A 20,186-nucleotide genomic window follows, 5' to 3' on the forward strand; every position below is an offset into this window, starting at 1 on the left:
TGCTCGTTTCCGTAGCGGACGTAGTTCGAAAGGTCTATCTGATGTACTTTTAACAGTCGTTGGAGGGTGGTTGTTCTTAACTTTTGAAGATAGCCGGGCGGATATGGCGCATCAGAGTGAGCGACCTGCATAGCATCCGACCCGTTCTGGCCAGAGGTTGACCCGAGCGCTCTGAGCAATCTTGACCATAACCAACCGGTGCGACTCTTTATCGATTCATGCATCGCTGAACCTGCCTTAGTGCATCGTTTGTTTGCCTCAAGCCCGCCGCGCTTGTACACACCCTGCCGGGCAGACTGATTTTAACCCACCCCTCTGGCCGTAATGTTCAGGGAAAACCCTGAAGTTATCAGGCTCGGCCGACACCGACCGGTTTGCCGTCACGGCAACCTTGCGGGCCAGCACCACGGCACAGTCCCCTGGCTGCGTGTTTTGTCGTCCACTGCCCACCAAAACGTTTTGAGAGAAAAAATGGACAAGCCAACGATATTGGTGACCGGCGGCGCTGGATTCATTGGCGCCAACTTCGTTTGCGCCTGGCTTTCGCGGCACAATGGCACCCTTGTCAACCTCGACAAGCTCACCTACGCCGGCAATCCCGCCAACCTCCATGCCCTTCAGGCCGATCCCCGGCATGTGTTCGTCCGGGGGGACATTTGCGACCCCGAGTTGATTGCACAGTTACTGGCGCGTTTCCGTCCACGCTATATCGTCAATTTTGCCGCCGAAAGTCACGTCGATCGCTCCATTCATTCTCCCGATGCCTTTGTGAAAACCAATGTCGACGGTGTTTTTTTGCTGCTTGAGGCGGCTTTGCACCACTGGAAGCAATTGACCCAGCCTGAGGTGGAAGATTTCCGATTTTTGCAGGTATCCACCGACGAAGTGTACGGCTCGCTGTCTGCGGAGGAGTCGGCATTTTCGGAGACGACGCCCTACCGGCCCAACAGCCCCTACGCCGCTTCCAAGGCGGCTGGCGATCATTTGGTGCGCGCCTACCACCGCACCTACGGATTGCCGGTGCTCACCACCAACTGCTCCAACAACTACGGCCCCTACCAGCATCCCGAGAAACTCATTCCCCTGATGCTGCTTAACGCCCTGGCCGGCAAAGCGTTGCCTGTCTATGGCGACGGCGCCAACATCCGCGACTGGTTGTTTGTGGAGGATCACTGCCGTGCCATTGAACGAGTACTCGATTCGGGCACACCCGGCCAGACCTACAATGTCGGCGGCCACAATGAGAAGACCAATCTGGAGGTAATCCGCACGCTGTGCGCAATTCTCGATCAGGAGCGCCCGCGCTTGGGCAGCGGCAGTTACCGCGAACAGATCCGTTTTGTCGCCGACCGGCCTGGTCACGATCGCCGCTACGCTATCGATGCAAGCAAGATTGGGCGCGAACTGGGTTGGAAGCCGGTTGAAAGCTTCGAGAGCGGCATTCGCAAAACGGTCCATTGGTATCTCTCGCAACACCGCGACTGGGTGGAGCAGGTGCTGAGCGGTGATTACAAAGAGTGGTTTGCCATCAACTATCGCGGGAGGACAGCCTGATGAAGGGGATCATATTGGCTGGGGGCAAGGGCACGCGGCTCTACCCCCTCACCCTGGGGGTCAGCAAACAACTGCTGCCCGTCTACGACAAACCGATGATCTACTACCCGCTGGCCACCCTGATGCTCGCCGGCATCCGCGAGGTGCTGCTCATCTCCACCCCCCGCGACCTGCCCGCCTACCAAGAACTGCTCGGCGACGGCTCGCGCTACGGCATCGAGATCCGCTACTGCGTCCAGCCGAGCCCCGACGGCCTCGCCCAGGCCTTCGTCCTCGGACGCGAGTTTTTGGAGGGCGGCCCGGCCTGTCTGATCTTGGGCGACAACATCTTCTATGGCTACGGCCTGGGCGAAATGCTTCAAAAAGCGGCCACCCGCACGTTCGGCTCGACGATCTTTGCCTACCGCGTCTCGGACCCAGAGCGCTACGGGGTGGTGGAGTACGACGAGCAAGGGCGGGTGCTGTCGATCGACGAGAAGCCCAAAGCGCCGAAATCCAACTACGCGGTGGTCGGTCTGTATTTTTACGACGCACAGATAAGCGAGATCGCCGCGGGGGTGAAGCCCTCGGCGCGGGGGGAACTGGAGATCACCGACGTCAACAACGCCTACCTGGAGCGGGGGTTGTTGCGGGTGGAGCGTCTCGGTCGGGGGATGGCGTGGCTGGACACCGGCACGCACGAGTCGCTGTTGCAGGCGTCGAATTTTATCGAGACGATCGAGAAGCGGCAGGGTCTGAAGGTGGCGTGTCTGGAGGAGATCGCCTACCAGATGGGTCACATCGGTGTCGAGGCGGTGCTGGAGCAGGCGGGGCGGCTGGGCAAGACCGAGTACGGCCAGTACCTCAGAAACCTCGTCGAAAGGGGAAACCGGTGAGATGCGCTTTATCGCGACTGCCCTGCCCGGTGTGGTCGTGATTGAACCGGCCGTTTACGAGCAAAGCTGCGGGTATTTTTTTGAAAGCTATCAGCGACAAAAGTTTGCAGCGGCGGGCATTTCCGTCAGCTTCGTACAGGAGTATCGCTCGCGATCAGCCCAAGGCACCCTTCGCGGCCTGCACTACCAACTGCACCGTCCCCAAGCCAGGCTATACACGGCGTTGCACGGTGAGCTTTTCGCCGTGGCTATCGATGTCCGCAAGGGTTCACCGAGTTTTGGTCAATCGGCTGGAGTGCTGTTATCCGCAGCCAACAAACAGCAATTGTTTGTCCCGCGTGGGTTCGCCCATGGCCTGCTGGTGCTGTCGCAGAAGGCTGAATTTATGTACAAGTGCGATGAATTTTTCTATCCCCAAGACGAGCGGGGGGTGCTCTGGAGCGATCCCGCCTTGGGAATTGCCTGGCGCATCGAGGAGCCGGTTCTCTCGGCGCGTGACCGTTGCAACCTGCCTCTGTCGCGCATCGATCCGCTCGATTTGCCCACTTATCCGTAAGGCCCTGGGATGCGGTTCCAGCCACGCCGAAGGCCACCGACCGTCAAACTATCCGATTGGAGCAAACCGAATGAAAGCATTTGTGCTCGCCGCCGGCAAAGGCACCCGCCTGCGCCCCTTCACCGACGCCCTCCCTAAACCCCTGATGCCCGTCGTCAACAAACCGGTCATGACCCACATCTTGGCCCTGTGCCGCAAACACGGCTTCGACCAGATCGTCGCCAACCTCCACTACCGCGGTGAAAAAATCGCCGAGCGCTTCGCGGACGGACACCGCCACGGCGTCGAGCTGCGCTACTCCTGGGAAGAACAACTCCTCGGCACCGCCGGCGGCGTGCGCAGGCAGGCGGACTTTTTGGCCGGCGACGCCTTTTTGGTTATCTCCGGCGACGTGATGACCGATTTGGACCTGGGCGCCCTGGTGCGCTTCCACAAGCAATCCGGCGCCGTCGCCACCATGGCCGTCAAAGAAGTCGGCGACCCGAGCCGCTTCGGCGTCGTCCTCACCGACCCCGACGGCCGCGTCGAGAGCTTTCAAGAAAAGCCCGCCAAGGGCAGCGAGCGCTCGCGTCTGGCGAACACGGGCATCTACGTGCTGGAGCCTGAGGTGTTCGAGCACATCCCCGAGGCGGCCTTTTTCGATTTCGGCAACGACCTGTTTCCGCTGCTGGTCTCTAAGGGAGCACCGGTATATGCAATGCGCACGGGGGCGTACTGGTCGGATGTCGGGACGCTCTCGCAGTATCTGTACACGCACTGGGAGTTGTTGACCCATCCCGAATTGAAGCAGCGGGTGGGGGCGAACACGGTGGTCGAGTCCGGGGCGGTGGTCTCCGAACAGGCTCTGATCGGTTCCGGGTGCACGATCGAGAAGGGTGCGCGGGTACTGGGGTACAGCTGCGTGAGCGACGGGTGCACGATCCGCGCGGGCAGCGTGGTGGTGGACAGCGTGGTGTGGACGAGCGCGCGGTGGGGCCACAAGCTCAAGGGCGACCTGGTGCGTTCGATCTGGGGCGACGGGATGCAGGTCTCACTCGGACTGCCCAATCTCTAGGAAGATGCATGGCCACCGCAGTGCCGTCGCCTGTGAACGGCCAGTATCAGGGCTCCGGGATTTCTCGGAGCCAGAATTTTTGTGTGACGCTTCAGACAGTAAAGATTCGATGACAACCAACACAAATACTCGGTCATAGAGTTGTTCTTTCACCTTCAAATGGTTCGTCCATATAGAGTTGAAAGAAACACTTGATAAGTGATCTATCGGCTTAACACATAAGCCCAACTGCGGTTCAGTGTGATAAGCAAACTGCTTCGATTTCCCGTTGATCAGGAGAACTTCCATGGACGACTGGCGCTTTCGTTTTTTGCTGGAATGCGTTCCCCATATTGTCTGGACGTCGAGTCCGGAAGGATATCTAGAATGCTGCAATCAGTACTGCCTGGAGTACACGGGTTCGAGCCTGGAGCAATTGCAGGGCTGCGGCTGGCAGCACGCTGTGCATCCGGAGGATTTGCCCCTGCTGTTGCGCCGCTCGCTGCAGTCGCTGCGCAGCGGTGAAGCTTATGAAGTGGAATATCGCCTGAGGTGTTCCTCCGACGGCACCTACCGCTGGCACCTTGGTAAAGCGATGCCCATCCACGACGGCGACGGCCAGGTGTTGCGCTGGTTTGGCACCTGCACGGACGTACACAGTTATAAACTGGCAGGCCAACGCGAGTTGTAAGACTCAAGGGTGATTCTGGGGGGGCAGCAGGCATTCCGGGTCGCGCTCAGCCTGGATGCGCGTTCCTGCCCATTTGAGCTTCTCGCGCAGGGTACGAAAGTAAGAATGATCCTCCTCCAGGATGAGCAGGCGCGTTGGGTGTCGGGCCACCTCAATGCGCACTGTCTGGCAAGGGTGCACGGGGGCGGCAAAAGCGCCGTCGCTCCAAAGTTTGATGTTGAGGTCGGGGTCGCGCAGGGGACTCACCTCGATGGTGCCGGTGGCCGGCAGGACCACCGGTCGGCTCGAAAGCGATAGTGGGCAGATGGGCGTGATGGTAATCGCCTGCAGCGATGGCGCGATGATCGGTCCGTTGGCGGCTACGGTGTAGGAGGTGGAACCGGTCGGTGTTGAGACGAGCAATCCGTCCCCATGGATCTGATCGATAATCTCACCGTCGATGGCCAGTTCCAAAATGATGCTGGTAAGACGCATCTCACTTGCCGGCTTCAAGCAAAACTCGTTGAGGCAAAAGTAAGGCTGCCGCTCCGGCAGCGGCGGCGGCCCGGTGAGCGATGCCTGCAGCATCATGCGCTTTTCCAGTTCCCACTCGCCTGCGAGCAACCGTTCCCAGTAGCGCCCTCCCAGTACCTCCGGCGGTTGGGTAAGAAAGCCCAGATGTCCGCCGACGTTGACCGCCAGAATCGGCACATCGACGGCAGCCAGATAGCGGGCCGCCGCCAGAATCGAGCCGTCGCCCCCCAGGACGATGGCCAGATCGATGTGCCCGCCCGTCGCCTCGAGAAAGTGCGGGTAGGGATTGTCTTGGGGACCGGTGGGCCCTTTGAGCACCCGGCAGCCGACTTTGTGCAGAAGGGATTCGCACCGGTCGGCGGCTATCCGGCTGTGGGCTTCTTCGGCCCGGTAGGCAATAACGACGGTTTCAAAAGCAGGCATGGGGATATGTCGATTGGGATGGACCGACCGCGATAGGCAGCCCTCACCACAGCATATCCGGCCCGGACATGGTCGATCTACTAGAAGGACATACCGATGCCATGTTGCGCAGGATGACCAGCGAGCAGTACTTGACACATCCCACATTCGGTTTGTTGTTTCTGATTTGTCCGGTGGGAGAGGAGTCTGCCCTCTACTCAACTTTGTACACTCAGCAGCTGTTTTTTCTGGTTACCCTCATCCCGGTGTTGGGTTTCGAACCCATCGGCCGCGAAAAAGCTCGGCGCATCGTCGAGAACCGCATCAAGATACTGCGCGCCCTGGGCGAGAACACCGCATTGGATCGTCTTCAACAATTCCAGCAACGTCACTTTTGAGGACTATGGACCCGGGGAGTTTGTTGAGCGAGTTTAGCCACAGCTAGGGCACCAACCAATTCTGCCTAGACGGCGCTTCTCTCGCAAGCACCTTGTGAGACTTCGGTGAAAAGCCGAGCTTTACCCGGCCCAAAGGTGCGGTTACGGATGGTAAGCTAGATTGTTCAACCGGTGATCGGTGCTTCAATCAAAACTTTGAAAATCAGCAAACATTGTCACTGCTATTGCGGTCTTCACCCATGCGCATACTGCATATTGTAAATCATATTCGAAGAGACGGAAACGGCGTCACGAATGTTGTTGTTGATCTAGCCTGTCTACAGGCGGAAGCAGGAAACCATGTTTTGCTTGTCGCTGCCCGCGGCGAGTACCAGGAACTACTGCAAGCCTATGGCGTTACGCACGTAGAGTTGGAGCATACAGCTTTAAAGAAGAATCCTATTAAATTCTTGAAGGCGGCAATTCATTATCAAAGGATTTTGCGCGAATTCCAACCTGATATTGTTCATGCCCACATGATACCGGGCATGGTCCTCGCTAAATTGCTCCGGATTGGCTCGAAGTACAAGCTTGTTTCGACAGTTCACTCTGAGTTCCAGAAGGGAGCGTGGGTTATGGGTTTGGCCGATAGGGTGATTGCCGTCAGCCAAGCTGTTGCTCAGGCTATAGTGTTGCGTGGTTTTCCTTCTCACAAGGTTACAACCGTCTTGAACGGCACCTTGGGCAGTCCGCGCATGCGCTCACTGGATCAGTACTCGAAGGCGAACTTGCAACATCCGGCGATCACAACAGTTGCCGGAATGGCCGAGCGCAAGGGCATCACTGAATTGATCGAGGCCTTTGAACGAATATCTAAGAAATTTCCCGACGCACATCTTTATCTAGTGGGAGATGGTCCCGACCGAGCGAAGTTTGAAGCCGAGGCGCGAAAAACCTCAGCGTTCGATAGAGTTCACTTTGAAGGATTTCAGCTCGAGCCGCAAAAATACCTGCTTGCCACCGATATTTTCGTTCTGGCCTCGCATCGAGAACCCTATGGCCTGGTAATCTCCGAAGCTCGCGAAGTGGGATGTGCAATTGTGGCCAGTCGTGTGGATGGGATTCCCGAAGCGTTGGACAATGGACAAGCTGGACTTTTGGTGGCACCTCGCAACAGTGAAGCCCTAGCATCGGCTTTGGAGAAGCTGCTTAGCGATTCTGTTTCCCTTCGATACTGGCGGGGCAAAGCGAAGCAGAACTTAGAAGGCTTGAAAGTCGCGCGAGTCTGTGGGGAGACACTGGCGGTGTACCACGGGTTGCTCGGCAGCGCGGATTGCGGTTCTGCCTCCGAGGGAAGCCTAAAAGCTTTGTAAAGCCATCGCACCGTGCATAGCAGACCGTCTCGCCAGGTGCCAACCGCGTAATTCCCTGGTATGGCGGTCGTAACTATTCAGGTGCTTGCGGCAGGGATCAATGACGGCAGGGTGGTGCCGGTTTGCCGAGCTTCCAGGGGCTGCCTGATCAACTCAACCGCTGAGCGGCCCTGACGCCGACATGTCTGGATCACGCTCAACAAAATCGCCGTGCGCCGGAAGCCCTCCATCGACCGTCTGACTCTCTTCATTTTTGAATTGGCGAGAAGGCTCTCCTGACCTTAGGGTGAGGCGCAGCCTTTCTTGGCAAAGCAAGCGAGCAGCCGTAGTCGCAGATTCCTGAAATTCGTGAAGCCGTAGCCCTGACGCTTAATCAGCTTGATGCGGTTGTGGGTCTGGCCGCTCGAATTGTGTGCAAACGCTCACTGATTCAACACTTCTGGGACAAATGGCAGTACTGGACCGGTGCTCTAACTTAAATGAGAGTTACTACTCCTACCTGCCACACGTCCGGCCCCATTGACCATCTTTGGTGCAACAGTTTTCGAGGGAATGGCGGCAGGCACCCGTAAGTTTGGCGGTATTGCAAGAAGGTCGCCATGCTCGCCTGCGTTCGAAGTGCCGCCCTTTCGGGCATCGATGCGCTGGGGGTGACTGTCGAAGTCGATGTCGGCTTCGGCCTGCCCCAGACGACCCTGGTGGGTCTGCCCGACGCGGCGGTGCAGGAGTCGCGCGAGCGGATCAAAGCGGCGCTGCAAAACGCCGGTTTTGTCTTTCCGATGCGGCGGATCATCGTCAACCTTGCCCCCGGCGATCTCAAAAAAGCAGGACCGAGCTTCGATCTGCCCATCGCCCTGGGAGTGCTCGCCGCCTCCGAACAACTGCAAGCCGAAGCGCTGGGGGATTTTTTGTTTGTGGGCGAGTTGTCCCTCGACGGCAGCCTGCGGCCGGTCACCGGGGCGATGTGCTTGGCTCTGGGTGCCCGGCAGATGGGGCTTTGCGGGATCGTCGTGCCGGAGGCGAACGGTCCTGAGGCGGCGCTGGTGGACGGGATCGCCGTCTACGCGCTACGCGGCTTGCAGGAGGTGGCGCAGTTTTTGGCCGAGCCAGGCAGGTTCGAGCCGCTCGCGGGCGACTTGCTTTCACTTCTCGAACGTCCGCCTGCTGCGGACGAGCCCGACTTGCAGGACGTCCGCGGGCAACCCCTCGCGCGGCGGGCGCTGGAAGTGGCGGCAAGCGGCGGGCACAATTTGTTATTGCTCGGTCCTCCCGGCTCCGGCAAGACGATGCTCGCGCGCCGTCTACCGGGAATCTTGCCGGCCCTCGGCTTCGAGGAGGCGCTCGAATCGACCCGCATCCACTCGGTAGCGGGTTTGCTCGGCCGCCGCGATTGCCTGGTAACTGGACGCCCCTTCCGAGCGCCGCATCACTCCATCTCCGCCGCCGCTCTGGTAGGAGGTGGCGGGATACCGAAACCGGGCGAAGTGAGCCTCGCTCATAACGGGGTACTTTTCCTGGATGAAGCCACCGAATTTGCCAGACCCGTTCTCGAATCGCTGCGTCAGCCCCTCGAAGACGGCCAGGTGCTCATCTCCCGCACCCGCCAGTCGCTCACCTTCCCGGCCCGCTTTGCCGTTGTGCTCGCCGCCAACCCCTGCCCCTGCGGCTACTTTGGCGATGCGCTGCGCCCCTGCCGCTGCACCGTGCGCGAGCGGGTGCGCTACTGGGCAAAGCTATCAGGACCACTGCTCGATCGCATCGACTTACAGATCCTCGTAGGCCGCCCCAAACCCGAAGAAATCGCCCACCTTGTCCCCGGCGAACCCTCCGCAGCGGTGCGCAAGCGGGTCATCGCCGCGCGCGAACGCCAGAAAACACGCTTCGCGGGTCATCCGCGGGTGCGCTGCAACGCCCACATGCAGACAAGCCACCTGCGGCTGTTCTGTACTCTCGACGAAAGTGCGCGGCGCTTACTCGAAGGGGCGATTCGGGGATTGCACCTGTCGGCTCGATCTGCCGAGCGCGTGCTCAAAGTCGCCCGCACCCTCGCAGACCTGGCAGGCTCGGACCAGATCGCTCCCCCACACATCGCCGAGGCGCTGCAATTTCGGTCGCTGGAGCGGATGCAGACAGGTTGACGGCTGCCTACCGCTGGGGCTCGGCATAGTCAATCTCTGCTCGAACCCAACACTGTAATTTGCCCTTGCAGGCGAGCGGCTGCGGTAGGCTTAGACCGCAAAGTAGCGGGCTTCGGGGTGATGGCAGACGATGGCGGTGGTCGATTGCTCCGGCAACAGCTGGTGGCTCTCGTCCATGGCCAAGTCGATGCGGCGAGCGCCCACCAAATCGAGCAGGATCGCCTGGTCTTCGAGGTTGGGGCAGGCCGGGTAGCCGTAGCTGAAGCGCGCCCCCTGGTAGCCCCCGGCAACGAGCCTGCGCATCTCGGCTGTGTCCTGGCCGTCGATGCCCAGTTCGCGGCGGATGCGGGCGTGGGTCCAGTCGGCCAGGGCCTCGGCGGTTTGCACCGATAGACCGTAGTAGTAGAGGTACTCGCTGTAGCGGTCGGCTTTAAAGAGCTTCTGGCCATGTTCGCTCGCGACGTGGCCCACGGTCACCGCCTGTAGGGCAAGGGCGTCGATCTGTCCGCTTGCCGCATCGGCGAAGTAATCGGCAATGCACAGGTGGTCCTGCCCCTTCTGGCGCGGGAAGGCGAGGCGGGCGCACACCAACAGATCTGCCGGGTCGCCGCTTTGTTGGAACCTCTCGAACGATTCGAGACTGTAGATGCGCAGACTGTTGCTCTCCGCCTGGCAGGGGAAGTAGCCGTAGGCCACCTGCGGGTGCAACAGTTGCTGGTCGATCACCTCGCACTTGAGCCGTTCGAGCACCGGTCCCATCTCGGTGTCGCGCTTCGCTTCGTACTCGGCGCGGCTTTGATCCGGGCTTTTGCGGTAATTCCACTGCCCGGCGAACAGGGCGTTGAGATCTAGATACCGGAACACTTCGCTTAGATCCGGTCCGTCCGAACCTCCCAGGACGCGGGTGCCCCAAAAGGGCGGGCGCGGGCGCGGCACACCAATAGCCACCCGAGAGCGAACAATGGGGCCGTCCTCCGGAGGCTGGACGAGCGCTTCGCTGGAGCGAAAACTGGCCGGGGCGGGCGGGGCGCCACCCTCGGAGCTTGCCATCAGGCGCTTCAGTTCTTCGCCCACAGGCGCGAAGCCGTCTACGAAGCCCTCGCCGTCCTTCCAGGCGCTTTTGGCCTTGGCCTCCACCAGCGCGTCCAGAAAGTGCAGATCCGCAAAGGCGTCCTTGCCGTAGATCACTTTGCCCCGGTAGACCTGCTGGCAGTCGGATTCGACAAACCGGCGCGTCAGGGCCGCGCCGCCCAAAATCACCGGGGCGGTGATGCCGCGCTCGTTGAAGATTTCGAGGTTTTCTTTCATGAAGGCGGTCGATTTGACCAGCAGACCGCTCATGGCGATGCAGTCGGCCTGGTGCTCCCCGAAGGCAGCAATAATGTTCTCGACCGGCTGGCGGATACCGAGGTTGACGACCCGGTATCCGTTGTTGGAAAGAATAATATCGACCAGGTTTTTGCCGATGTCGTGCACGTCGCCTTTGACCGTGGCGATCACCACCGTGCCCTTGGCGGAATGATCGCTTTTTTCCATGAACGGCTCGAGATAACCCACCGCCGCCTTCATCGTCTCGGCTGACTGCAACACGAAGGGCAACTGCATCTGGCCGCTGCCGAACAGTTCGCCCACCACCCGCATGCCGTCCAGCAGGTGCTGATTGATGATGTCGAGGGGTGCGTAGATCCGGAGCGCTTCAGTGAGATCTTTGTCGAGCCCGACGCGGTTGCCGTCGATGATCCGCCGCCGCAGACGCTCCTCGATCGGGGCGGAGGCATCGACCACCGCTGTTTTGCGCGCCTTGCCGCCGCCCTCTTGCTTGGCGTAGAAGGCGAGCAGATTTTGCAGCGGATCGCCGTTGTCGTGCTCGTCAAAGATCAACTTGCGGTGCAATTCGCGCTCCTCTGCGTCGATGCGGTTGAGGGGCAGAATCTTGGAGGCGTGCACGATGGCCATATCCAGGCCGTTTTGGACCGCATAGTAGAGATAGACCGAATTGAGCGCCTGGCGGGCACCCGGGTTGAGGCCAAAGGAAATGTTCGACAGGCCCAGGATCGTGCGCACACCGGGCAGGTTTTCTTTAATTAGGCGAATGCCTTCGAGGGTCTCGATGCCGAGGCGGCGCGAGTCGGCATCGCCGGATCCGAGCGTAAAGGTGAGCGGGTCGAAGATCAGATCTTCGCTTTTCATCCCGTACTTGTGCACGGTCAGATCGTGGATGCGCCGGGCCACCTCCAGCTTGCGCTCCGCCGTGCGGGCCATGCCCTCCCCTTCGTCGATGGTGAGCGCTACTACCGCCGAACCGAATTCACGGCACAAAGGCAGCAGTTTTTGCAGACGCACCTCGCCGTCTTCGAGGTTGATCGAATTGACGATGGCCCGTCCGCCCAGTTGCTTGAGGGCGGTATGGATGACCGGCACCTCGGTCGAATCGATCATCAGGGGCAGCGTCGAGCGGGTCTTGAGGCGGGAGACCACCTCGCCCATGTCGCGCACGCCGTCGCGCCCCACGTAATCGACGCACACATCGAGCACATGCGCCCCCTCGCGCTCCTGCTCGCGGGCCATCCCGGCGATGCCGTCCCAATCTTCGGCCAGCAGCAATTCGCGGAATTTTTTGGAGCCGTTGGAGTTGAGACGCTCGCCCACCAGCAACGGCGCCGGATCCATGTGCATCGGCACTGCGCTGTAGAGCGAACTGACCTGGGGCACCACTTCCACGGAGCGATTGCGGGGTTTGACGCCCGAAACCGCCGTCGCCAATGCCCGGATGTGGTCTGGGGTGGTGCCGCAGCAGCCGCCCACGATATTGATCCCCAGTTCGTCCACGTAGTGGCGCACGTAGCGCACCAGTTCTCCGGGGGTGAGGTGATAGTGGGCGTGGCCGCCGATATTCTCCGGCAAGCCGGCGTTGGGGATCACCGAAATATAAAAAGGCGAGTTGTGCGACAGATAGCGGATATTCTCGCTCATCAAGTCGGGGCCGGTAGCGCAGTTGAGGCCCAGTACGTCGATGGTGTAGGGCTGCAGGGCGCTCACCACCGTGGCGATGTCCGAACCCACCAGCATCTTGTCCGCCACGTTGCGGTCGTCGCGCTCCAGGGTCACCGAGGTGATCACCGGCAGGCGCACCCCCCGCTCGTCAAAGGCAATCTCCGCCGCCGCGAGCACGGCCTTGATCTGCAGCAGATCCTGGCAGGTCTCGATCATCAGCACGTCCGCCCCACCGTCGATGAGGCCGCGCACGTTGTCCAGGTAAGCTTCTTTGAGCGCGTCGTAATCGGTCTGGCCGAGGGTGGCAATCTTGGTGCCGGGACCGATCGAGCCTGCGACGAAGCGCGGCTTATCCAGGGTAGAGTAGCGAGCCGCCACCTGCCGGGCCAGGGCCGCCGCCACCTTCGACAGCTCATAAGCCATCGCTTCGATGCCGTATTCGGCCAGGACGATTGTGCTACAGCCGAACGTATCGGTCTCGATCACATCGGCCCCGGCCTCCAGAAAGCTCGCGTGCACCTGCTCGATGGCCTCCGGTTTGGAGAACACCAGATATTCGTTGCACCCTTCGAGGTGGGCGCCGCCAAAGTCCTCCGGTCCCAGGCCCATTTTTTGGATCGAGGTGCCCATCGCCCCGTCGAAGACAACGATCTTGTGGCGCAACAGTTCCAGAAACGGGTGGGTCATGGTGGGATACCGTCCAAAATTGGCGTTTCGCGGCCGTCAGATCATTTTACCGGTCCAGGCGCGATACAGATTTTTGTTTGCTGCGCGCATGGACAGGGTCTGGATGGCGGCTACAGCACGACGCGGTCCCGCCCCATACTGCAGCGCCGGCACCGTCTGGTAGGCTGCGGGCTGGTCGCCGCCTCAGCCCCGTTTAGACAGCGCTGCAAGCCAGGCGCGCAAATCTGCTTCTTCCTTGAAGTCCAGTAGCGCTTCGCCCAACGCCTCTATCTGCTCCAGACTCAACTCCCGCAACCGCTGCTGCACCGTTGCATCGGGGGGTCCGAACCGCTTAGTCAGCAATCGGGTGACCAGCGCGAGCGCTTCCTCCTGCCTGGCTTCCGCCTGCACATCCTGAAAGTAACGCGTCTGCTTCAGCTCGTCCAACCCGAACATGGCCTCGATCTCCTGGCGGCTCATCTGTGGCAGCTTGTAGACGATGAACGTCTCTATCAATTCTAGGGCCTGACGACGCGCCGCTTCGTCCATCGGCTCGCGCACGGCCTGCACCAGCAACTGTCTGGCCCGCGCCACCGCACTGCGCTCGTCTTCGACCACCAGTCGCACCAGACCCACCCCCAGCGAAGGAGACAAGCCCGGTTCGAGCTCGTCGAGGTACAACCGCTGCACCCGACTGCCCGAAAGCAAATCCGCGAAGGCGGGCTGGTCAGCCGGGTCGGCGCTACGCCCGGGAAACAGCACCAGTACCCGCCAATCACTTGCGGGAGCCAACTGGTGGATATAAAGGAAGATTTCCGTGAAAAGGCGCGAATAGAACCGGCGGTCGGGCTGGAACTGCACCTCCACGAAGTACAGCGGCCGGTCGGGAGTGGTGGGCACGAAGACGCCGTCGAGACGGAAGGCGGTTTGCTTGAGTTCGACGGAGCGAAACTCGTAGTCGAAGGCGAGGGCGGGGTCCGCTCCAAGCAACTCGAACAGTGTTGCCGGGAAGGTCTGGAAGAGGCGATAGAAGAGCGTGTCTGTCTTCACTGCTCATAAAGAGGAATGCCAGTAGTGCAACTTATTAGGATATTGAAGTGGAGAATTTCAACTTCCACTCAGGATCTCTTGCTTGTACCTCTGTTCCATTTGGCTGAATGCTATATACGAGAATTTCTTCTTCGTGCTTAATTTTCAAGGTTTCTTCTGAGAAATACAAAAAGCTTGTAGATACTTCCTGAATTTTGTTGTATGCCCATTGATTTAGCAATGTTTTGCCAGGAGGTCCCCCGCTTAATCGACATGCATAAACCACTGGAGCACCAACAACCGTTAGTCCTCCAGCAATCGTTTGCATGTTTGCAGGTCCGTAATCAATGCCAATGCTCAAACCAGTATTATTCAAAACAGTGGTGAAATTTCTTCTATGATCCTTGTACTTTCTTTGAAAGATGGAATGGCATTCAATTGCGGACTGAACAGCATGTATCCCTGCATCAGGACCGCTGTAAAACTCAGGAAAAAAGGCCAAGATTCCGTCGCCTGTAAATTTGTCAAAAATACCGTAATTTTTGGTAATTACCTCTTTCAAGTCTTTACATAGACTACTAATAAATTGAGCAAACATTTCTGGCGAGCGAGCCTTTAACATTAATTCAGTTGATCTTCTAATATCAATGGACATAACAAATGTTTCATGTTCTTGGTTTTTCAAGAACTCATTTAGAAAGTTTTCATGTTCAAAAAGAGCTTTCGCGGCCTGTTCGTTAACACGACTTTCAAGATCTTGTAGCTCCTGCTTCTTCTGCAATTCTTCAACGGTTTCTCTTAGTTTGTAGAACTCTCTTTCAGTTTCTTCATTTGCGAGATTTTTCTTAAGAATTTCACTTTTGAGTTCCCTGATTTCTTTTTCCAATTCAATTATTCTAGTTTTGTTTGATTGACTTTGTAGGGTTGAGTCTTCTAATAAGCTCGAGAGCGAGCTCGACAACTGAAACCCAGCTCCTCCTTTCACTCTATCAAATAACTCACTCTGTCGCTTCGAAGCCTCAAATCTAGACGATAATACACTCTGTTGCTTCAAAGCCTCCTCAAAGCTAGATGAAGTAGCTGCATGCTTGTTTCCTGCAAGCAATTTTTCGCTCTCTTGGCGTTCATTTTTCTCAGTTGACATACTGTTTATTGTCCCTCATGTCTCAGCAAAACCGAACATTTGCATTCAGCAGCAGCCTCACTCGCCGCGCAGAAGTCGATGCTTGCAACAACATCTTCAGGAGCGCCAGCGTCGAAGATAGGCAGTCCATTTTCAACTCTCAGCCGGGCCGGAGCTTGAATCTCCCTACCTTCGAAGCGCACAGGTTTATTGACCCGCTCTAGCAGCAGTTCGATGCGGGACTTACGGCGTCGTGTGGATCTAGTCGGGGTTTTGGACTTGCGGGTCATCTACGATACCAGAGCATAGGGTAACAGTGACAAATTCGCCCCCGGCCCGACCCGAGTCGAGTGCAATGACGTACAACCCCGTGGCTCCCTCGCCCCGGAGCCTGTCTCGCACCTGCTTCGGGAGGAGGAGTCTTCCCTGTTCATCCAAACGCACTCTGTCCATATCCGTATTCTAGCCTGGTGCCGCCTGGCACCCGACCGTTTCGAGGGTGTTCGAATTGACTGACTTTGTCCTGGTGAGTCCCTCATAACTTCGGAACATCCGGTTTTTGCCACGGAGCCGGGAAAGCCACCTACTCGACATCGCCCCAGAAGTACCGGGTGACGTGCATTTCCTTGACCAACAGACAGGAACCGAAAGTTGACGCCGCATGGGCACCCGCTCCCTCGACTTTGCCGGAGGTTCGGGGTCTCAGCTCTTAAAATGAGAGTCCAGATCCACTTTGACAACTTTCGGGGGGCGCGAGGAGTTTATGGCCAAACCGGCGTTACTGACGGTCGACGACGATCCCGAGGTGTTGCAGGCGGTGGGGCGCGACCTGCAAAGCAAATACGGCGGCCGGTTTCGGGTATTGAGGGCCGATTCGGGCGCCTCGGCTCTTGCCGCGCTCAAACAACTGCAACTGCGCAACCAGCCGGTGGCGCTGTTCCTGGTCGACCAGCGCATGCCCCAGATGAGCGGCGTCGAATTTCTCGAACAGGCGTTGCCGTTGTTCCCGGAGGCCAAGCGGGTGCTGCTCACCGCCTACGCCGACACAGATGCCGCCATCCGCGCCATCAACAGCGTGCGCACCGACTACTATCTGCTCAAACCCTGGGATCCGCCTGAAGAGAGGCTGTACCCGGTGCTCGACGATCTGCTGGATGACTGGCTTGCCAACCACAAGCCGCCCTTTGAAGGCATCCGGGTGGTGGGCAACCGCTGGTCGCCCCAGTCCCACCGGGTCAAAGATTTTCTGGCCCGCCAGCAGGTGCCCTACCAGTGGCTCGATCTCGAAATCCAACCGGAGGCGCAGCATCTTTTGAATGCTGCCGGTGACGACCAGGCGCACCTGCCGCTGGTGGTCTTTGCGGACGGCTCGCGCCTGGCACAGCCCACCAACGCCGAAATTGCCGAGAAGCTGGGGCTGCGCACTCGGGCGGAGCGGCCTTTTTACGACCTGATAATCGTGGGAGGCGGCCCGGCGGGTCTCGCGGCAGCGGTCTACGGCGCCTCGGAGGGACTCAGCACCGTGATGGTCGAGCGCCAGGCTCCGGGGGGCCAGGCGGGATCCAGCTCGCGCATCGAAAATTATCTGGGCTTTCCGGTGGGCCTGAGCGGCGCGGATCTGGCCCGGCGGGCGGTGGCGCAGGCTCGCCGCTTCGGCGTCGAGATTCTCTCCCCACAGGAAGTGACCGGCATCCGCATCGAACCGCCCTACCGGGTAGTCACTCTGGCGGACGGCAGCGAGGTGAGCTGCCACGCGCTGCTCATCGCCACCGGCGTCTCCTACCGCAAACTGGAGGTGGCGGGGGCGGAGGCGCTCACCGGGGCGGGAGTCTACTACGGTGCCGCCCAGTCCGAGGCGCTCGCCTGCAGCAACGAAGCAGTTTTTATCGTGGGGGGCGCCAACTCCGCCGGCCAAGCCGCCGTCTACTTTGCGCGCTACGCGAAGCAGGTGACGATGCTGGTGCGCGGCGAATCGCTCACGGCAAGCATGTCGCAATACCTCATCGAGCAAATCGCCCAGACTGAAAACATTGTCGTACGCACCCGCACCAGCGTCACAGCCGTCAAAGGCGAGAGCAACCTGGAGGCGATTACCGTCCACGACGACGCCACCGGCGAGACCCAGACGCTCCCTGCCAATTCGCTGTTTATCTTGATCGGGGCGGCCCCCAACACCGACTGGCTCGCAGGCGTGGTCGAGCGCGACGAGCGCGGATTTATCCTGGCCGGTCCCGACTTGATGCGCGACCGGCGCCGCCCGCGCGGTTGGACGCTCGATCGCGACCCATTCTTGCTTGAGACCAGCGTGCCGGGCATCTTCGTGGCGGGCGACGTGCGCTGCAAATCGGTCAAACGGGTGGCTTCCGGGGTGGGCGAAGGCTCGATCGCCGTGCAGTTCATTCACCAGTACCTGAGCAAAGTGGGGACATAAGCGGGGGAACTCGGCCGGGCTTTGCCGCCCCCCTTGCGCCCTGCCTCCGGATGCGCTAGATTTTGGTTGTGCGACCAACCAACATCGTTTCGACCGTGAAAGCCAGCAAAAACCCGTCGGCGCCCCGTTCGCAGATCACCGCCGCCGCCTACCGTCTGTTGGCCGAAAAAGGCTACGAGGCGGCGACGATGAAGGAGATCGCCCACGCCGCCGGTGTCGCTCCGGGCCTCATCCACTACTACTTCAAGAGCAAAGACGAGCTGTTGCAGGAGGTTTTGAGCGAGGCAGGCAGACGCTACATCCAGCAGATGCAGCGCTTTGCCGAGCAGTACAGCGGCGAAGCGCTGGAGCAGGTCACCTTGGCTGAGCCCCGCGAGCGGGTGGAGCGCGAACCCGAGTGGTATCGCCTGAGGAGCGAGTTGTTCGCCCTCGGGCTGCACCATCCCCACTTCAAGCCGGCGGCGGCGGCCATGCTCGCCGCCGGCCGCGAATGCATCGGCGGCACGATCGAAAAGATTGCCCGCCACAAGCTTGCCCACCCCCCCGAGGCGGTGGCGGCGGTGCTGCTTGCCACCTTCGACGGGTTGGCCACTCAAAAACTCGCAGACCCCGACTTCGATCTCGAAGCGGCCTACCGGGTTCTAGCCGAGATGTTCCGCTCGCAACTGTCCGGGTAATCCACCCCCCCAACGCTCTGCCCCAAAGGCAGTTTTTACGGCCCACGATTGGTTGGTCAACCAGCCATAAACCTACCGCGAGGACTCGATCGATGGAAATTTTTCTAACCGGCGCCACGGGGTACATCGGCGGCGCGGTGGCCCGCGAGCTTCTAGGGCGGGGCCACCGGGTGGTGGGTCTTGTGCGCAACGAGGATTCCGCCCGCAAATTGCCGGAGGACCCACGACTGCTTCCGCTCGTCGCCGATCTGGCCGACACGGCGGCGCTGGCCCAGGCAGCCCGGGAGGTCGACGCCGTCGTCCATGCCGGTGCCACCGGCGGGTCCGACGGCGCCGAGGTGGATAGACGCGCGACTTTTGCCCTGCTGGAGGCCTTGCGCGGCACGGCAAAACCCTTCCTCTACACGAGCGGCGTCTGGATCATGGGCAACACGGGCGGTCAGGTCCTGGATGAAGCCGCTCCCCTCGACCCGACACCGCTCATCGCCTGGCGCGCCGAACTGGAGGCGAAGCTGCTGGCCGAATCCGGAGTACGCGCCGTTGTCGTCCGACCCGCCGTGGTCTACGGCCGGGGCGGCGGCTTGGTGGGTGGGCTGGTCGATTCGGGGCGCGAGGCAGGGGTCGTGCGTTACGTGGGCGACGGCGAGAACCGCTGGCCCCTGGTGCACGTGGACGATCTTGCCCGCCTGTACGCAGCGGCAATCGAATCGGGGCTCTCGAACACGGTGTTCATCGCCGCCGCCGGTCCGTCGTTGCGCCTGAAGGATATCGCCCTCGCGGCAAGCCGGGCCGCGGGCATCCCGGGCCGGGTCGAATCCTGGCCGCTAGAGGCGGCTCGGCAGACGCTTGGGGCTTTTGCGGACGCCCTCGCCCTCGATCAGCAGGTCACGGCGGCAAAAGCGACCCGTCTGCTCGGGTGGCAATCCCAGGCCCCCTCCCTCCCCGACGAACTTGCCCGGGCTTGACACGGCCCATTCCCTCTCAGGAGTACTTTCGATGAACGATCCCCTACCCACCGCGCTGTGGCTGGTGTCGGTGCTGAGCACGGCAGTGCTCTACGGCACGGACGTGTTTTTTGCCGTGGTTGGCCGCGACGCGCTCGCCAAGAGCAGCACCGCTTGCCTGGCCGACGTGGTCGCCCGCCTGCACGAGGTCGCAGACGAACGGATGCCCGTGTTCGGCGCCACGGCGTTGGCGAGCACCTTCGCCTTTGGGCTGAGCCTGGGCCTGCCGACCGCCTCGGGTCTACTGGTCCTGGTTACCCTTGCGGCCCTGCTCTCCCAATTGGGCCTGTACCTCGCCGTCGCCAGACCGGTGAACCGGCGGATGGTCCAGGCGGTGCAGACGGGCCAGGCACTCCCCGACGCCCGCGCCCTGCAAGCGCGATGGGACAGCGTCATCGTCGCACGCGCCCTGAGCCTGACCCTGGCCCTGGTAACCCTCCTCGCCGCGGGCGTCCTTCGCTAAGTCGGAGCTCTTTTCCGATTCAGGCAACGCGCCCACCACGCAAAGCGTGCGAGCCCTCGAAACACCTGCCAGGCAGCCCACCGGGTCTCCCGCCCACTGCGAGCCACACTTCTCGCCGCAGTCGACACGCAAAGCGTGCACGCACCGAGAGTGTATACCGAGCCCGCCCACAGCGTCTCCCGCCCACCTTGCCGTGAAGTCCGGGGGGTGTCGGGGGGGTGGCACCCCCCCGACGCGGGGAAGGGAGAGCGCGAGAGGGGAACCCGAAGGGGGTTCCCCCTCTCGCA

16 protein-coding genes and 1 pseudogene are annotated in these 20,186 nt (G+C 60.4%); 12 read left to right on the top strand and 5 right to left on the bottom strand.

Going from position 1 to position 20,186, the window contains the following annotated elements; genetic code table 11:
- The first annotated feature begins 471 nt into the window (after positions 1–471).
- The 5 genes from rfbB (at position 472) to GLL_RS02455 (ending at position 4,709) form a co-directional block, all read left to right on the top strand.
- Positions 472–1,554: a dTDP-glucose 4,6-dehydratase gene (gene rfbB, locus GLL_RS02435; protein WP_011140471.1), complete on the top strand. Its 1,083-nt coding sequence runs from the start codon at positions 472–474 to the stop codon at positions 1,552–1,554.
- Positions 1,554–2,429, top strand: coding sequence for a glucose-1-phosphate thymidylyltransferase RfbA (gene rfbA / locus GLL_RS02440; RefSeq protein ID WP_011140472.1), 876 nt, complete (start codon positions 1,554–1,556; stop codon positions 2,427–2,429). Before rfbB ends, rfbA begins: the two co-directional genes overlap by 1 nt.
- A gap of 1 nt (position 2,430) precedes the next feature.
- Complete coding sequence (gene rfbC, locus GLL_RS02445) at positions 2,431–2,985, top strand: dTDP-4-dehydrorhamnose 3,5-epimerase (protein WP_011140473.1); 555 nt, start codon at positions 2,431–2,433, stop codon at positions 2,983–2,985.
- Positions 2,986–3,055: 70 nt separating this feature from the next.
- Positions 3,056–4,039: a sugar phosphate nucleotidyltransferase gene (locus tag GLL_RS02450; RefSeq protein ID WP_011140474.1), complete on the top strand. Its 984-nt coding sequence runs from the start codon at positions 3,056–3,058 to the stop codon at positions 4,037–4,039.
- A gap of 286 nt (positions 4,040–4,325) precedes the next feature.
- The gene (locus GLL_RS02455; RefSeq protein WP_011140475.1) at positions 4,326–4,709 is read left to right on the top strand and encodes a PAS domain-containing protein; all 384 of its coding nucleotides are present in this window, start codon (positions 4,326–4,328) and stop codon (positions 4,707–4,709) included.
- 3 nt (positions 4,710–4,712) lie between these two features.
- On the opposite strand, the gene GLL_RS02460 is transcribed toward GLL_RS02455, so the two are convergent.
- Positions 4,713–5,645, bottom strand: a complete 933-nt coding sequence (locus tag GLL_RS02460; RefSeq protein WP_011140476.1) for an NAD(+) kinase — start codon at positions 5,643–5,645, stop codon at positions 4,713–4,715.
- Positions 5,646–5,713: 68 nt separating this feature from the next.
- Here GLL_RS02460 and GLL_RS02465 point away from each other — a divergent pair, with 68 nt between their 5' ends.
- Both GLL_RS02465 and GLL_RS02470 read left to right on the top strand, forming a co-directional pair.
- Positions 5,714–6,022 carry a PipX family protein gene (locus tag GLL_RS02465; protein WP_231848354.1) on the top strand — a complete coding sequence of 103 codons (309 nt, stop codon included), beginning with the start codon at positions 5,714–5,716 and terminating at the stop codon, positions 6,020–6,022.
- A 239-nt stretch (positions 6,023–6,261) separates the two neighbouring features.
- Positions 6,262–7,374, top strand: a complete 1,113-nt coding sequence (locus tag GLL_RS02470; RefSeq protein WP_011140478.1) for a glycosyltransferase — start codon at positions 6,262–6,264, stop codon at positions 7,372–7,374.
- Between the two features lie 281 nt (positions 7,375–7,655).
- Here GLL_RS02470 and GLL_RS23585 read toward each other — a convergent pair.
- A pseudogene (locus GLL_RS23585) lies at positions 7,656–7,760 on the bottom strand (hypothetical protein); the annotation flags it as partial.
- A gap of 213 nt (positions 7,761–7,973) precedes the next feature.
- Here GLL_RS23585 and GLL_RS02480 point away from each other — a divergent pair.
- On the top strand, positions 7,974–9,512 hold the full coding sequence (locus tag GLL_RS02480; RefSeq protein WP_011140479.1) for a YifB family Mg chelatase-like AAA ATPase: 1,539 nt from the start codon (positions 7,974–7,976) through the stop codon (positions 9,510–9,512).
- 90 nt (positions 9,513–9,602) lie between these two features.
- On the opposite strand, the gene metH is transcribed toward GLL_RS02480, so the two are convergent.
- From metH to GLL_RS02495, 3 genes are all read right to left on the bottom strand, one after another.
- Positions 9,603–13,193 (bottom strand): methionine synthase, encoded by a 3,591-nt coding sequence (gene metH / locus GLL_RS02485; protein ID WP_011140480.1) that lies wholly within the window; start codon positions 13,191–13,193, stop codon positions 9,603–9,605.
- Positions 13,194–13,376: 183 nt separating this feature from the next.
- Positions 13,377–14,222 carry an Rpn family recombination-promoting nuclease/putative transposase gene (locus tag GLL_RS02490; protein WP_011140481.1) on the bottom strand — a complete coding sequence of 282 codons (846 nt, stop codon included), beginning with the start codon at positions 14,220–14,222 and terminating at the stop codon, positions 13,377–13,379.
- Between the two features lie 34 nt (positions 14,223–14,256).
- Positions 14,257–15,345, bottom strand: a complete 1,089-nt coding sequence (locus GLL_RS02495; RefSeq protein ID WP_164928527.1) for an adenylate/guanylate cyclase domain-containing protein — start codon at positions 15,343–15,345, stop codon at positions 14,257–14,259.
- A gap of 742 nt (positions 15,346–16,087) precedes the next feature.
- On the opposite strand from GLL_RS02495, the gene GLL_RS02500 reads away from it, so the two are divergent.
- From GLL_RS02500 to GLL_RS02515, 4 genes are all read left to right on the top strand, one after another.
- Positions 16,088–17,755, top strand: a complete 1,668-nt coding sequence (locus GLL_RS02500) for an FAD-dependent oxidoreductase (RefSeq protein ID WP_011140483.1) — start codon at positions 16,088–16,090, stop codon at positions 17,753–17,755.
- A 95-nt stretch (positions 17,756–17,850) separates the two neighbouring features.
- The gene (locus GLL_RS02505) at positions 17,851–18,432 is read left to right on the top strand and encodes a TetR/AcrR family transcriptional regulator (protein WP_011140484.1); all 582 of its coding nucleotides are present in this window, start codon (positions 17,851–17,853) and stop codon (positions 18,430–18,432) included.
- A 92-nt stretch (positions 18,433–18,524) separates the two neighbouring features.
- Positions 18,525–19,397 (top strand): NAD-dependent epimerase/dehydratase family protein, encoded by an 873-nt coding sequence (locus GLL_RS02510; RefSeq protein ID WP_011140485.1) that lies wholly within the window; start codon positions 18,525–18,527, stop codon positions 19,395–19,397.
- A 31-nt stretch (positions 19,398–19,428) separates the two neighbouring features.
- Complete coding sequence (locus GLL_RS02515; RefSeq protein WP_011140486.1) at positions 19,429–19,899, top strand: DUF1772 domain-containing protein; 471 nt, start codon at positions 19,429–19,431, stop codon at positions 19,897–19,899.
- Positions 19,900–20,186 lie beyond the last annotated feature (287 nt).

This window comes from Gloeobacter violaceus PCC 7421, from assembly GCF_000011385.1.
Classification (GTDB): Bacteria; Cyanobacteriota; Cyanobacteriia; order Gloeobacterales; family Gloeobacteraceae; genus Gloeobacter; species Gloeobacter violaceus.